The organism is Tabrizicola sp. (assembly GCF_041919135.1).
Lineage (GTDB): Bacteria > Pseudomonadota > Alphaproteobacteria > Rhodobacterales > Rhodobacteraceae > Tabrizicola.
Genome location: NZ_JAYRUJ010000007.1, coordinates 1 through 13,273, shown reverse-complemented (window position 1 = coordinate 13,273; position 13,273 = coordinate 1). Strand labels below are relative to the sequence as shown.

The following is a 13,273-nucleotide window of genomic DNA, read 5'->3' as shown; positions in this document are numbered from 1 at the left end:
CTCAACCTCCAAGGAAGGAACGGCGCACATCCGGGTCGGCCATCAGCGCCTTGCCGGTATCGGTGAAACGGTTGCGGCCCTGCACCAGGACATAGCCCTTGTCGGCGATCTCCAGCGCCTGGCGGGCGTTCTGTTCGACCATCAGGATCGAGATGCCGGTGCGGGCGATCTCGATGATGCGGTCGAAAAGCTCGTCCATGACGATGGGGCTGACGCCGGCGGTGGGTTCGTCCAGCATCAGGACCTTGGGCTGGGTCATCAGCGCCCGGCCGACGGCGACCTGCTGGCGCTGGCCGCCCGAAAGCTCTCCGGCCGGCTGATACCGCTTGGTCTTCAGGATCGGGAACAGGTGGTAGACCTGTTCCAGCGTGCCCCCGATGTCGTCGCGGCGCAGGAAGGCGCCCATCTCCAGGTTCTCCTCCACCGTCATCGAGGTGAAAATGTTGTGGGTCTGCGGCACGAAGGCCATGCCCTTGGCCACGCGGGCCTGCGGCGTAAGCGCGGTGATGTCCTCGCCGTCCAGCCGGACCTGGCCGCCGCGCAGGGTCAGCATCCCGAAGACCGCCTTCATCGCGGTGGACTTGCCGGCGCCGTTCGGGCCGACGATCACCGCGATCTCGCCCCGTTCGACGGCGATGGTGCAGCCGTGCAGGATGTCGACCGCGCCATAGCCGCCGGTCATCGCATCGCCGATCAGGAAGGGCTCAGCCATGGGATGCCTCCTCCTTCACCTTGTTCTTCAGCCCGGTGCCGAGATAGGCCTCGATCACCCGCTCGTCGTTCTTGACCTCGTCCACGGTGCCCTGCGCCAGCACCTTGCCCTCGGCCATCACGATGACCGGATCGCAGAGGCGGGCGATGAAATCCATGTCGTGCTCGATCACGCAGAAGGTATAGCCGCGCTCGCGGTTCAGCCGCACGATGGCGTCGCCGATCGTGTTCAGAAGCGTGCGGTTCACGCCCGCGCCTACCTCGTCCAGAAAGACGATCTTGGCGTCGACCATCATGGTCCGGCCCAGTTCCAGCAGTTTCTTCTGCCCGCCCGAGATGTTCGCGGCCTTCTGGTCGGCCAGGTGGCTGATCGTCAGGAACTCCAGCACCTCGTCGGCCTTCTCGCGGATGCGGCGTTCCTCGGCGGCGACGCGGCTGCGGGCGAACCAGCTGTTCCAGATCGTCTCGCCGGCCTGGTTGGCGGGAACCATCATCAGGTTCTCGCGCACGGTCATGCTGCCGAATTCATGCGCGATCTGGAAGGTGCGCAACAGGCCCTTGTGGAACAGCACATGCGGCGCAAGGCCGCTGATGTCCTCGCCATCCATCAGCACCCGGCCCGAGGTCGGCGGCAGGCGGCCCGCGATCACGTTGAAAAGCGTGCTCTTGCCCGCGCCGTTCGGACCGATCAGCCCGGTGATCGTGCCGGTGCGGATCGTCAGCGACGCGCCGTCAACAGCCCGAAATCCACCGAAGTGCCGGTGAAGGTCTTCGACAACGATCATCCATTTCCCCCAAGCCCCGCCTCTCGTGGACGGGTTCATGTGCAGCGGCCCGGGGAAATGCCCGGGCCGCGCACGTCTGTCAACCGGGATTCCGGATCAACGGAAGCCCACGGTCTCGTTCTTGCCGCCCTTGACCTCGATCACGCGGTAGCGGCCCGCGCTCTCGCCCGGTCCGATCAGGGTGACGGCGGTGGCGCCCTCGAAGTCGATCGGCGTGCCGGCGGCGATCAGGTCCAGCGCCTTGCCAAGCTCGCCGGGATAGATCTTCTCGCCCGAGCCGTCGGCCGGACCGTTGGCGATCTCCATCACCTTGTCCTTGTAGACCTTCGGATCGGTCGAGTTCGCCGCCGCCATCGCCAGCGCGATCAGCGCCGCCGCGTCATAGGCTTCCGGCGAATAGGCCGAGGTGCCGTCGAAGCCATTGGCCTTCATCAGTTCCTCGAACATCGCGGCGCCCTGCGAATCCGAACCCGCGATCTGCCCCCACGAGCCGTCGAGGCCTGCGCCGATCGCCTGCGGCAGGCTGTCGCCGATCATGCCGCCGGGCAGGCCGAAGGTCGAGAAGGCGCCGGTGTCGAGCGCGGCCTGGATGATGCCCTTGCCGCCCTGGTCCAGATAGCCCGCGACGACCAGCATGTCGCCCCCGGCCGAGGCCAGCGCCGCGACTTCGGCCGAATAGTCGGCCTTGCCGTCCTCATGCGCGGCGTTGATCGTGACGGTGCCGCCCTTGGCGGTGAAGGCGTTGGCGATGGATTCGGCCAGGCCCTTGCCGTAGTCGTTGTTGGTATAGGTCAGGGCGATCGACTTCATGCCCTTCTCCAGCAGGAGGTCGGCCATGACTTCGCCTTCCCGGGCGTCCGAGGGCGCGGTGCGGAAGAACAGGCCGTCATCCTCGGCCGTGGTCAGCGCGGGCGAGGTCGCCGAGGGCGAGATCATCACGACGCCGTTCGGGCGCGCGACGTTCTGCAGCACGGCCCCGGTCACGCCCGAGCAGCTGCCGCCGACGATGCCCTTGACCTGGTCCGAGGTCACCAGGCGTTCCGCGGCCGCGGTGCCGGCGGCCGAGTCGCCGCAGGTGTCGTCGCCGCGCACGGGAACCAGCGTCGAGCCGCCCATGAACTTGCCGGAATCCGAAATCTCCTTCAGCGCCAGCTCCGATCCGGCCGCGATGGTCGGGGCCAGCGATTCGATGCCGCCGGTGAAGCCGGTCAGGACGCCGATCTTGACCTCCTCGGCAAGGCCCGCACCCGTAAGGGCGGCGGTCGCAACCGTCGCCAGAAGCAGTTTCTTCATTCTTGTCTCCCTAATTGGATCGCAATCCTGCGCATGACCCTAGAGGGGGGAAATCCAAAAGAAAAGCAGTTTGACGGCGGGATTTCCCGTGCAAGGGTCCGGGGACGCGACGATATTGCGGGATCTGGCCTTTGCCCGGCCCGGCACTATCATCGTCCCACAACCTGCGATTGGAGGCCCCGTGTCGAAGACACTCGCCATCCTCATGGCCCTTGCCGGAGCGGCCCCCGCCTGGGCCGCCCCGCAGGTCGAGACCAGCGCCGGGCCCATGACCCTCACCCCCGTCGCCGAAGGGCTGGAGGAACCCTGGGCCATCGGCTTCCTGCCCGGCGGCGCCTTCCTCGTGACCGAGCGCGGGGGCAGGCTGGACCTTTTCCCCGCCGCCGGGGACGCGCCCCGCCTGGTCGAGGGCCTGCCCGAGGTGGTGGCCGAGGGGCAGGGCGGGCTTCTGGACGTGATGATCCCGCACGACTTCGCCGAAACGCGCGAGGTCTGGCTCAGCTACGCGGTCGCGCAGGGCGGCGGCGCGGGCACGGCGGTCGGCAAGGGCCGCCTGTCCCGGGACGGCAGCCGGCTGGAAGGATTCACCCGGCTTTTCGCGATACCCGAGGGGTCCTCCGGCGGCCGCCATTTCGGCTCGCGCATCGTCGAGGCGGCGGACGGGACCGTGTTCCTGACGGTGGGCGACCGGGGCACCGGACCCCTGGGCATGCAGGCGCAGGATCCGATGCGGGGCGAGGGCAAGATCATCCATCTGAACCGCGACGGAAGCCCGGCGACCCTGTGGGAGAACGCGCTGCCCGGTCTTTATTCCGTGGGCCACCGCAATCCGCAGGGCGCGGCGCTCGATCTCTCCGGGCGGCTTCTGACCGTCGAGCACGGCGCGCAGGGCGGCGACGAGTTGAACGCCCCCCGGCGGGGCGGGAACTACGGCTGGCCCGTGGTGGCCTATGGCCGCAACTACAACGGCGACAAGCTTGGTCTCGGCACCAGCCTGCCCGGCACCGAGCAGCCTTTGCACTATTGGGACCCCTCCATCGCGCCCTCGGGCCTGATGGTCTATTCCGGTGCGCTGGTGCCGGAATGGCGGGGGGACATCTTCTTCGGCTCGCTCAACAGCGATTTCCTTGGCCGGCTGGACCCGGATACGCCCGCGGCAACCGGCTATGCCGAGGAACGCATCGCGGCGCCGGAAACGGGACGGGTACGCGATGTGGTCGAGGCGCCGGACGGATCGATCTGGTTCCTGTCGGTCCACAACGGCGCGGCCTATCGCATGGCCCCGGCCGAATAGGGCTGCAGACGGGGGCGGGGGTCAATTCTCGTCGAAGAACTTTGGCCCGGACCAGGCGGTCCGCCCGGCAATCCGGCGGTCAGATCGACAGCCGCACCGGCATCGCCCCCGGCATGCCTTGCGTTCCGCGCTCGCGGTAGGGCGTGGTATTGTAGTGGCTGCGATAGCATTTCGAGAAATGCGACGGGCTGGCAAAGCCGCAGGCCAGGGCCACGTTGATCACGCTCATGTCGGTCTGCATCAACAGGTTGCGCGCCTTCTGCAAGCGCAGCTCCATGTAATAGCGTTTCGGCGAGCGGTTCAGATAGCGGCGGAACAGGCGCTCCAGCTGGCGGGTGGACATTCCCACCTCCTCGGCCAGATCGGCGGGCGACATCGGATCCTCGATGTTGCCCTCCATCATCTGGATGACCTGGGAAAGCTTCGGGTGCCGCACGCCGATCCGCGTCGGGATCGACAGGCGCTGCGTGTCCTGGTCGGTGCGGATCGTGGAATAGATCAGCTGGTCGGCGACGGTATTGGCCAGATCCTCGCCATGGTCGGCGGCGATGATCTTCAGCATCAGGTCGATCGAGGAGATGCCGCCCGCCGTGGTCCAGCGGTTGCCGTCCATGACGAAGACCGACTTGGTCAGCCGCACATCCTCGAACTCCTCGGCGAAGCCGTCCTGGTTCTCCCAGTGGATCGTGGCCTTCTTGCCATCCAGAAGCCCCGCCTTGGCCAGGGCATGCGCCCCGGTGCAAAGGCCGCCGATGGTGATGCCGCGCCGCGCCTCGCGCCGCAGCCAGCTGACCACAGCCCTGGTGGTGGTGCGCTGGATGTCGATCCCGCCGCAGACAAGCACGGTATCCTCGCGCTCCATCTCCTCGAGCCCGAGGTCGAGCCGGAAGGTCGCGCCGTTGGAACAGGTCTTCTCGCTGCCCTCGCCGGCCAGGGCCCAGGTATAGATCGTCTCGCCCGCGACATGGTTCGCCAGGCGCAGGGGCTCGATCGCGCCGGCGAAGTTGATCATGGTGAACTTGTCCAGCAGCAGGAACACAAAGCGCCGAGGGCCCTGGGCCTTGGCGGTCTGGGTGGCTTTGCGGGGGGTGAGCGTCATGTCCGCGACCTGATCGTGTCGTTTGCGGGCTACCGAACCCCAATTTGCGCCGCGCCGCAAGGGCCGAAACGGCATGTTTGCGCCCAAACTCGATTTGCCAAGGCGGAAACGGGGGCGTATACCGCAGGCCGATTGCACGGGACCGGAGTGGTACAATGACCAAGGGATGGACGAAATCGGCATGGCGCGCGAAACCGCGGGTCCAGATGCCGGATTATCCCGACCAGGGCGCGCTGAACGCGGTCGAGGCGCAGCTGGCCAAATTCCCCCCCCTGGTCTTCGCCGGCGAGGCGCGGCGGCTGAAGAAGCAGCTTGCGCTGGCGGCCGAGGGCAAGGCCTTCCTGCTGCAGGGCGGCGACTGCGCTGAAAGCTTCGCCGAGTTCAGCGCCGACAACATCCGCGACACCTTCCGGGTGATGCTGCAGATGGCGGTGGTGCTGACCTATGCCGCCAAGGTGCCGGTGATCAAGGTCGGCCGCATGGCCGGCCAGTTCGCCAAGCCGCGCTCGGCCCCGACCGAGATGATCAACGGGATGGAATTGCCCAGCTACAAGGGCGACATCATCAACGGCTTCGACCCCACGCCCGAGGCGCGGATCCCGGACCCGAACCGGATGCTGCAGGCCTATACCCAGGCGGCGGCCAGCCTGAACCTCTTGCGCGCCTTCTCCACCGGCGGTTTTGCCGACATCCACCGCGTTCACAGCTGGACCCTGGGCTTTGCCGAGCATGACAAGGCCGAACGCTACCGCGAGATGGCGAACCGGATTTCCGACGCGCTCGACTTCATGAACGCGGCCGGGGTGACCAGCCTCACCGCGCCCGAACTGGCGAGCGTGGAATTCTACACCAGCCACGAGGCGCTGTTGCTGGAATACGAAGAGGCGCTGGCACGGGTGGATTCGATCACCGGCCAGAACGTCGCGGGCTCGGGCCACATGATCTGGATCGGCGACCGCACCCGGCAGCCCGACGGCGCGCATGTCGAATTCTGCCGCGGCGTGCTGAACCCGATCGGGCTGAAATGCGGCCCCTCGACCACGGCCGAGGACCTGAAGGTGCTGATGGCCAAGCTGAACCCGGAGAACGAGCCGGGCCGCCTGACCCTGATCGCCCGCTTCGGCGCCGGCAAGGTCGGCGAGCATCTGCCGCGCCTGATCAAGACGGTGCAGGCCGAGGGTGCGAATGTCGTCTGGTCCTGCGACCCGATGCACGGCAACACGATCAAGGCGGCCTCGGGCTACAAGACCCGGCCCTTCGATTCCGTGCTGCGCGAGGTGCGCGAGTTCTTCGCGATTCACAAGGCCGAGGGCACCACCCCCGGCGGCGTGCATTTCGAGATGACGGGCCAGGACGTGACCGAATGCACCGGCGGCCTGCGCGCCGTCTCGGACGAGAACCTCGCCGACCGCTACCACACCGCCTGCGACCCGCGCCTCAACGCCTCGCAGTCGCTGGAACTGGCCTTCCTGGTGGCCGAGGAACTGTCGTCGCAGCGCGAAGCCTCGCGGCGCGTGGCGCTTTAAGGGCCAGAGATTAAGGGCCGGAGAATTCCGGCAGCGGGCGGCGGGGCGACCTGCCGCCCTGGTCTTTTGCATGGACCAGCGTCAGATGCCCGGCGCGCCGCGCCGAGAGGGCCGGGGCGGGCGCGGGTTCCGCCGCCTCGGACCTGTCGAACAGCCGCTCCTCACGCCGCCGGGCCACCTTGAACCTGCAGCGGCGCAGCGCATCGGGGGCAAAGCCGAAGGCGCCCAGCACCAGCCGGCGATCCTGCCCGTCGGCCAGCGGCATCAGCACCAACTGCGCGATCACCCGGCCGTTGCCGCGATCCGGGACCAGGTCCAGCTCGGCCACGGCGGGGGCGTGCAGCACCTGCTCGATCACCTGGCCCACGAGGTCGCGCGCCTCGGCGCAGAAGAGGACGGTCAGCGGCAGGCCGCGCAGGTCCATGCCGCCGATCTCGCCCAGAGCGGAACCGGCGATGCGCACCTGCGCCACCCCGCGCCCGATCCGCTCGGCCAGGAACACCCGGTCCAGGACCCCGCTCATGCCGCGCGGATCAAGCGCCGCCCGCATCGGGATCGCGCCAGCGCGGCGCAGCCCCTCCCAATAGGCGCGGACCTGCGGCGGCCCGTCGAACACGACCGGCGCCGGCGCGGGCGAGGCGCGGAACCGGACCAGTTCCAGGAATTTCAGATCCATCGCAGCCCCGCATCCACCGCTTCGCGCTTGCAGCCCGGCGGGCCATCGCGCCATGTAGCCAGGATAGGCCGGATCGCGAAGATTCGGATGAAAATCTATTCAAATGGTAAACACCGCGCCCGGCGCGGGGAGGTGGACGTGATCTCGATGACAGGTTTCGCCGCAAGGCGCGGGGCGGGGGCGGGCCATGCCTGGGCCTGGGACCTGCGCGCGGTCAACGGCAAGGGGCTGGACCTGCGGCTGCGCCTGCCGGACTGGATCGACGGGCTGGAGCTTGCGGTCCGGGCCGAGTTGCAGAAGGCGGTCACGCGCGGCAATGTCAGCCTCTCGCTGCGCGTCGCGCAGGACGGCGGCGGCGAGGAGACGGGTTTCCGGCTGAACCCGGCCCAGCTTGCCGCCGCGCTGGCCGCACTCGCCCGGGTCGAGGAGGCCGGGATGGCCGCCGGCCTGACGCTGCGCCAGCCGACGGCGGCCGATGTGCTGACCCTGCGCGGGGTGCTGGACCAGGGCCAGCAGGACCAGGACACGACACCCCTGCGCCAGGCGATCCTGGCCGACCTGCCGGGCCTCTTGGCCGATTTCGCCGCGATGCGCGCCTCCGAAGGCGCGGTGCTGGCCGGGCTGCTGCGGGCGCAGCTTGACCAGATCGCCGCGCTGACGGCCGAAGCGCAGCGCGAGGCCGAGGCCCGCGCCACGACCCAGGCCGACTCCTTGCGCGAGGGTCTGGCGCGGATCCTTGCCGCCACCGACGCGGTGGACGCCACCCGGCTGGCGCAGGAACTGGCGCTTCTCGCCGTCCGTACCGACGTGACCGAGGAGCTGGACCGCCTGGCCGCCCATGTCGCCGCCGCCCGCGCCCATCTGGCCGACAGCGCGCCGGTCGGCCGCAAGCTGGATTTCCTGATGCAGGAATTCATGCGCGAGGCGAACACGCTCTGCTCGAAGGCGCAGTCGCTGGCGCTGACCCGCATCGGCCTTGACCTCAAAACGGTGATCGATCAGATGCGCGAACAGGTTCAGAACGTGGAATAGACCATGACCCGGCGCGGGCTTCTTCTCATCCTCTCCTCGCCCTCGGGTGCGGGCAAATCGACGCTCTCCCGGATGCTGATGGCCTGGGATCCGACGATGCGCTTCTCGGTCTCGGCCACCACGCGCAAGCCCCGGCCGGGCGAGGTGGACGGGCGGGAATACTGGTTCCGCTCGCGCGAGGCGTTCCAGGCGATGGTCGATCAGGGCGAGATGCTGGAACATGCCGAGGTCTTCGGCAATTTCTACGGCTCGCCCCGCGGCCCGGTCGAGGCCGCGATGCTGGCCGGGACGGATACCGTCTTCGACATCGACTGGCAGGGCGGCCAGCAGGTCAAGCAGGCGATGCGCGGCGATGTGGTCTCGATCTTCATCCTGCCGCCCTCGATCGCGGAACTCGACCGCCGCCTGCGGACGCGCGGGCAGGACAGCGACGAGGTGATCGCCGGTCGGATGGCGAAAAGCCGCGACGAGATCAGCCATTGGGCGGAATACGATTACGTGCTGGTGAACGAGGATGTCGAGGCGACCTTCGACAGCCTCAGGACCATCCTCACCGCCGAGCGGCTGAAGCGCGAGCGCCAGCCGCAGCTTTCCGCCTTTGTCCGCGCCCTGAACGAGGAGTTCGAAGCCCGATGATCTATGCGCTTGACGGCATTGCCCCCGAGATCGACTCCTCTGCCTGGGTCGCCGCCGATGCCAACCTGATCGGCAAGGTCGTGCTGGAGGCCGAGGTCTCGGTCTGGTTCGGCGTGACGATCCGTGGCGACAACGAGGAGATCCGGGTCGGTCGCGGCTCGAACGTGCAGGAGAATTGCGTGCTGCACACCGACCTGGGCTATCCGCTGGTGATCGGCGCCGATTGCACCATCGGCCACAAGGCGATGCTGCACGGCTGCACCATCGGCGAAGGCAGCCTGATCGGCATGGGGGCGACGATCCTGAACGGGGCCAGGATCGGCAAGGGCTGCCTGATCGGCGCGGGCGCGCTGGTGACCGAGGGCAAGGAAATCCCGGACGGCAGCCTGGTGATGGGCGCCCCCGGCAAGGTCGTGCGGATGCTGGACGAGGCCGCGCGGGGGCGGCTCCTGCTCTCGGCCTCTAGCTACCGCGCCAATGCCCGCCGCTTCCGGGCCGGGCTGGTCGCGGTCTAGTCCTGCTCGACCAGCTCCAGGGTGATCCCCTGGCGGACGGCATGGCCGCGCAGTTCGCGCAGGACGATCTGCCGGTTGGGCAGCTTCGGGGCCGCGATCCGCAGCACGCCGCGAAAACTGGCGCCGCCCAGGACCTCGATGATTTCCAGCGCGTCGAAATCCTCGCAGAACAGCGGGGCGACCACCAGTTCCAGCGTCAAGGCCAGCGCGAGGCGGTCCCGCAACTGGTCGAAGGCGATCACTTCGGCCTCATCCGGGCGGATGCTGCCTTCGGGAAAGACCGCGTCGGGAATGCCGACGACCAGGCATCTCAGCTTCGGTAACATGGCAAGACTCCACCTGCATCCTGAGGAGGCGCCGCGGTTCCCGTCGCTCAAAGAGACTTCCGTCAGTGCCGGGCTTTGTCCGGGGAAAGTCCGGTAGCAACATTTACTTACACGATCCGCAAGTTATCGTTATTTCGCCACAAGGCAAGATGGCCGGTGACGAAAATATGACCGGCCCGGAGGAAGGTATGGAGTGGGACAGACTGCTGGCCGGGATACCCCTTCCGGCCATGCTGGTCGGGCATGACCGGATCGCCGCCTGCAATGCGCGGGCGCTGGGGCTGTTCGGGTCCGGGATCCGGGGCCGCCACCCCGCCATCGCCGTCCGCGCCCCCGCGCTGCTCGAGGCGCTGGCCGTCGTGGCCGGAGGCGGCGGCGCGCAGGAGGCGCGCGTCACGCTGCGACACGAGGGGCAGGAGGCGGTCTACCTCGCCTCGGTTTCCGATCAGGGGGCGGGGCTGGTGCTCTGCGTCTTCCGCGACGTGAGCGAGGAGGAACTGGCGGGCGTGATGCGGCGGGACTTCGTCGCCAACGTCAGCCACGAGCTGCGCACGCCGCTGACCGCGCTGATGGGGTTCATCGAGACGTTGAAACACGCCGCGAAGGACGACCCGAAGGCGCGGGAGATGTTTCTGGGGATCATGGAGGCCGAGGCGGGGCGGATGAACCGGCTGGTCGGCGACCTTTTGCAGCTGTCCCGGGTCGAGGCCGAGGAACGGGTGCGCCCGCGCGAGCCGGTCGAACTGCGCGGGCTGCTGGAGGCGGTGATCGGCGCGCTGAAAGGGGTGGCGGAGAAGACGGGCTCGACCGTCGCGCTGGCCGGCGAGGGGGCGGTGCTGCCGGGGGATGCGGACCAGCTGATCCAGGTCTTCACGAACCTGGTCGAGAACGCGCTGAAATACGGCAGGGCGGGGCAGGTGGTGCGGGTCACGCTCTCGGCGGAGGAGACGGTGCGGGGGCCGGGGGTGCGGGTCGAGGTGGCGGACGAGGGCGAGGGGATCGACCCGGTCCACCTGCCGCGGCTGACCGAGCGGTTCTACCGGGTGGATTCGCACCGCTCGCGCGAGATGGGGGGGACGGGGCTGGGGCTGGCCATCGTGAAGCACATCGTGAGCCGCCACCGGGGCTGGCTGCGGGTGGAGAGCGTGGTGGGCGAGGGAAGCCGGTTCTCGGTCGTGCTGCCGCTGGGGTGAGGTGAGGGCCGCAAGGGACTCCGGCTGTCCACGGTGGACGTTTTCGGATTATGCTTTGGAAGCAATGGGTTGTGCGTGGGCGTTAGGGGTTTGTTAAGGGGGTGGTTAAGGGAGGGTGAATACTTTCGGGACAGGACTTTCGCCCAGAGAACGCGACAACTGACCCAACGGGCTTGGGCTCGATTGGCGAAAGATGGTCATGAGAAATCACCTTACTTCACTTGCTTACTTCCCGCTCCTGAATACTTTCTCGCCGGTCATGTCGTACATTTCGTCAAGATATGATGAGAACGCTTCCTTAAGAATTTCAACACGCCCTCGATGGCTCGCAGCGTCATTGGTGCTCCTGTTCAATGTATCGTAACGAGCGTATTGTTGGTTAACCGAAACAGAAGCGCCAAGCGCCTTTTGTGCCTCTCGATGCTTTCTTCGCTCTCCTTCGAAAGCGATCAAGAATGGGCGGATATCGTCTGTGAACCTTTCACTCACTTCACGGACAAGCCAGTAGTAGACGGGAAAAATCCCAGCCGACGCAAGCAATTCATCATGCGGTAAGAAAACTTGGTCCATCATATCAAAGGTGTCTACTGTCCGCCGGGCAGCCAACTCGAGCCTTGTACGATCAATCTCTTTTCGGTCTACTTGGAAACCTCTTGCAAACTCATCGAGAGTGAATTTCTTTGTTTCCACCGGCTTTCCTTCATACTCGAATATGAGGACTTTTGCGGCAGCGTTCTGGTCCCCAGCGCGCTTTGCGCTAAAGCGAATGGATTCCTGGAAAATCGAATGCTCCGTCAGCCGACGTATGACTTCAGTGACGGGACCAGCAATAGCGTTACGCACCTCGGCACCCGTGAGGGCCTTACTGCGATTCAGGCGAACGAATAGCTCGTTTACATCTCTTTCATCCTCAGCAACCACACTCATAACATCAAATGAGTAATTCTCAAACTCATCTGCAACATGTCGATAGTTGCGCCGTAGGTCACGCAGGCTCAATCCACCGAGGTTGAGGGTCGGGTCGCTACGCAAAACAAAGTCGGACGCAAGGACCAAAGTGTTGTCGAAAAAATCAAAGACGGTCTCGAGTCTTTGCTTTCCATCGATAATTGCGTAAGGTAGCTTCTTCTCATTCAATGAAGAATCGCCATATTGGAAATCTGCCAAGTACAGCTTTGGCACATCAAATCCGTTAATTATGGAGTCGATTAGGAATGCTTTGTCATGGGTTGACCAAAGTCGACCCCGGCGCTGATATGGCGGAGAGAAATCGATGCTCTCGCGTCTCCCGTACCACCAGATTAAGGTGCGGGTCTGGTGTGGCGTTATGCGAAGCTTTCCCATCAGTGGTATCCAAAACTGCGCTTGATTTCGAGTGCGAGGCCGAAGATGTCAGGAAAGATGGTCGATTCAGCGAAGCCTTTTCGGTGTAATGAAACGAGATACCCGTCTACGTTGCCTTTCGGAATGACGACCTTCTTAAGGGTGTCGACCGGAAACGCCCCATCGGTAAACACTCCTTCCATGCCTTCGACCCCCTTTCCAAACAGGGCGAATACTCCCCTCTGCGCCACTATTCTAGGACTATTGTGAGTCCCGTATATCATTATTGGTATCGTCGCCCGCTGATCCAGATCGGAACTGGGACTGTAGGCTTTCACTTCTTCGCAGTACTCATCAAGGATGTCTCCTGTGAACGTAATGTGACTAAGCGCCGTTCTGTTCCAAGCGGCAGGGTCGCACATCCACAAGGCAACATCATTTGCTGGCTTTCCCTTTTTGTCCCGTTGTACTGACGTTAGGGCAAAATACAGTCCAACAAACGGACTTTCACTCCAGTCAAGAAGGCGCGTCGGAATGCCATAGTGCTGCATGTAGAAAAGGCTTCGCCACTCGCTATTGAAGTTTGTGTCGACAAATGGCGGCGATCTCTGCGCAAAAGTGTTCGCTATCGATCTTTCTATCTTATTCAAATCAGCAGCCGAAGGAGCTGGGCTTCTTCGAACCAAACTAGGTACCAGCGAGTAATCTGAATTGCCGGAGCCGCGATACCACGAGAACTTAGGGTCAGGACCCATTGATCTTCCACTTTCGGCGTGATTCAGGCTCCGCAAGGAGACTGACCTATGACCAACCTTTTTTGGCTGACGGACGTGCAGATGGCACGGCTGCAGCCCTTCTTTCCCA

The 13,273-nt window shown here is 65.5% G+C and carries 14 protein-coding genes; 6 read left to right on the top strand and 8 right to left on the bottom strand.

Annotated features, from left to right (window positions below):
• Window position 1: 1 nt before the first annotated feature.
• From ACE3UA_RS07080 to ACE3UA_RS07070, 3 genes are all read right to left on the bottom strand, one after another.
• Entirely contained in the window at window positions 2-712 is a 711-nt protein-coding gene (locus tag ACE3UA_RS07080) for an ABC transporter ATP-binding protein (protein ID WP_374643725.1), read from the bottom strand.
• The gene (locus ACE3UA_RS07075; protein WP_374643724.1) at window positions 705-1,496 is read right to left on the bottom strand and encodes an ABC transporter ATP-binding protein; all 792 of its coding nucleotides are present in this window, start codon (window positions 1,494-1,496) and stop codon (window positions 705-707) included. Before ACE3UA_RS07075 ends, ACE3UA_RS07080 begins: the two co-directional genes overlap by 8 nt.
• Before the next feature lie 96 nt (window positions 1,497-1,592).
• Window positions 1,593-2,789: an ABC transporter substrate-binding protein gene (locus ACE3UA_RS07070; RefSeq protein ID WP_374643723.1), complete on the bottom strand. Its 1,197-nt coding sequence runs from the start codon at window positions 2,787-2,789 to the stop codon at window positions 1,593-1,595.
• Window positions 2,790-2,970: 181 nt separating this feature from the next.
• Here ACE3UA_RS07070 and ACE3UA_RS07065 point away from each other — a divergent pair, with 181 nt between their 5' ends.
• Entirely contained in the window at window positions 2,971-4,083 is a 1,113-nt protein-coding gene (locus ACE3UA_RS07065; protein WP_374643722.1) for a PQQ-dependent sugar dehydrogenase, read from the top strand.
• A 79-nt stretch (window positions 4,084-4,162) separates the two neighbouring features.
• On the opposite strand, the gene ACE3UA_RS07060 is transcribed toward ACE3UA_RS07065, so the two are convergent.
• The gene (locus ACE3UA_RS07060) at window positions 4,163-5,182 is read right to left on the bottom strand and encodes a GlxA family transcriptional regulator (protein ID WP_374643721.1); all 1,020 of its coding nucleotides are present in this window, start codon (window positions 5,180-5,182) and stop codon (window positions 4,163-4,165) included.
• A 155-nt stretch (window positions 5,183-5,337) separates the two neighbouring features.
• Here ACE3UA_RS07060 and ACE3UA_RS07055 point away from each other — a divergent pair, with 155 nt between their 5' ends.
• Window positions 5,338-6,708: a class II 3-deoxy-7-phosphoheptulonate synthase gene (locus tag ACE3UA_RS07055; protein WP_374643720.1), complete on the top strand. Its 1,371-nt coding sequence runs from the start codon at window positions 5,338-5,340 to the stop codon at window positions 6,706-6,708.
• Between the two features lie 10 nt (window positions 6,709-6,718).
• Here the strand turns inward: ACE3UA_RS07055 and ACE3UA_RS07050 are convergent, their stop codons facing one another.
• A complete protein-coding gene (locus ACE3UA_RS07050; RefSeq protein ID WP_374643719.1) occupies window positions 6,719-7,384 on the bottom strand; it encodes a PAS domain-containing protein in 666 nt (221 codons plus the stop codon).
• Window positions 7,385-7,471: 87 nt separating this feature from the next.
• Between ACE3UA_RS07050 and ACE3UA_RS07045 the strand changes: the two genes are divergently transcribed.
• Genes ACE3UA_RS07045 through ACE3UA_RS07035 form a run of 3 tightly spaced genes read left to right on the top strand, consistent with a single transcriptional unit; the run spans window position 7,472 to window position 9,567 of the window.
• Entirely contained in the window at window positions 7,472-8,416 is a 945-nt protein-coding gene (locus tag ACE3UA_RS07045; RefSeq protein WP_374643718.1) for a YicC/YloC family endoribonuclease, read from the top strand.
• A gap of 3 nt (window positions 8,417-8,419) precedes the next feature.
• Window positions 8,420-9,052, top strand: coding sequence for a guanylate kinase (gene gmk / locus ACE3UA_RS07040; RefSeq protein WP_374643717.1), 633 nt, complete (start codon window positions 8,420-8,422; stop codon window positions 9,050-9,052).
• On the top strand, window positions 9,049-9,567 hold the full coding sequence (locus ACE3UA_RS07035) for a gamma carbonic anhydrase family protein (protein ID WP_374643716.1): 519 nt from the start codon (window positions 9,049-9,051) through the stop codon (window positions 9,565-9,567). The genes gmk and ACE3UA_RS07035 overlap by 4 nt, the downstream gene beginning before the upstream one ends.
• On the opposite strand, the gene ACE3UA_RS07030 is transcribed toward ACE3UA_RS07035, so the two are convergent.
• Window positions 9,564-9,893, bottom strand: coding sequence for a hypothetical protein (locus tag ACE3UA_RS07030; RefSeq protein ID WP_374643715.1), 330 nt, complete (start codon window positions 9,891-9,893; stop codon window positions 9,564-9,566). The genes ACE3UA_RS07035 and ACE3UA_RS07030 overlap by 4 nt on opposite strands.
• Window positions 9,894-10,081: 188 nt before the next feature.
• On the opposite strand from ACE3UA_RS07030, the gene ACE3UA_RS07025 reads away from it, so the two are divergent.
• A complete protein-coding gene (locus ACE3UA_RS07025; RefSeq protein WP_374643714.1) occupies window positions 10,082-11,086 on the top strand; it encodes a sensor histidine kinase in 1,005 nt (334 codons plus the stop codon).
• Window positions 11,087-11,311: 225 nt separating this feature from the next.
• Here ACE3UA_RS07025 and ACE3UA_RS07020 read toward each other — a convergent pair whose 3' ends face one another.
• Together ACE3UA_RS07020 and ACE3UA_RS07015 are read right to left on the bottom strand one after the other, a co-directional pair.
• Window positions 11,312-12,430, bottom strand: coding sequence for a DUF262 domain-containing protein (locus ACE3UA_RS07020; protein ID WP_374643713.1), 1,119 nt, complete (start codon window positions 12,428-12,430; stop codon window positions 11,312-11,314).
• Window positions 12,430-13,273 (bottom strand): FRG domain-containing protein (locus tag ACE3UA_RS07015; RefSeq protein WP_374643712.1); only part of this gene is annotated, 844 nt, incomplete at its 5' end. The genes ACE3UA_RS07020 and ACE3UA_RS07015, both read right to left, overlap by 1 nt.

Bases quoted from the DNA above. Each gene is read 5' to 3' on its own strand.
- ACE3UA_RS07020 (WP_374643713.1), bottom strand. From the start codon at position 12,430: ATGGGAAAGCTTCGCATAACGCCACACCAGACCCGCACCTTAATCTGG.
- ACE3UA_RS07045 (WP_374643718.1), top strand. From the start codon at position 7,472: ATGAAAATCTATTCAAATGGTAAACACCGCGCCCGGCGCGGGGAGGTG.
- ACE3UA_RS07070 (WP_374643723.1), bottom strand. From the start codon at position 2,789: ATGAAGAAACTGCTTCTGGCGACGGTTGCGACCGCCGCCCTTACGGGT.
- ACE3UA_RS07080 (WP_374643725.1), bottom strand. From the start codon at position 712: ATGGCTGAGCCCTTCCTGATCGGCGATGCGATGACCGGCGGCTATGGC.
- ACE3UA_RS07025 (WP_374643714.1), top strand. From the start codon at position 10,082: ATGGAGTGGGACAGACTGCTGGCCGGGATACCCCTTCCGGCCATGCTG.
- ACE3UA_RS07060 (WP_374643721.1), bottom strand. From the start codon at position 5,182: ATGACGCTCACCCCCCGCAAAGCCACCCAGACCGCCAAGGCCCAGGGC.
- ACE3UA_RS07055 (WP_374643720.1), top strand. From the start codon at position 5,338: ATGACCAAGGGATGGACGAAATCGGCATGGCGCGCGAAACCGCGGGTC.
- ACE3UA_RS07035 (WP_374643716.1), top strand. From the start codon at position 9,049: ATGATCTATGCGCTTGACGGCATTGCCCCCGAGATCGACTCCTCTGCC.
- gmk (WP_374643717.1), top strand. From the start codon at position 8,420: ATGACCCGGCGCGGGCTTCTTCTCATCCTCTCCTCGCCCTCGGGTGCG.
- ACE3UA_RS07050 (WP_374643719.1), bottom strand. From the start codon at position 7,384: ATGGATCTGAAATTCCTGGAACTGGTCCGGTTCCGCGCCTCGCCCGCG.
- ACE3UA_RS07030 (WP_374643715.1), bottom strand. From the start codon at position 9,893: ATGTTACCGAAGCTGAGATGCCTGGTCGTCGGCATTCCCGACGCGGTC.
- ACE3UA_RS07075 (WP_374643724.1), bottom strand. From the start codon at position 1,496: ATGATCGTTGTCGAAGACCTTCACCGGCACTTCGGTGGATTTCGGGCT.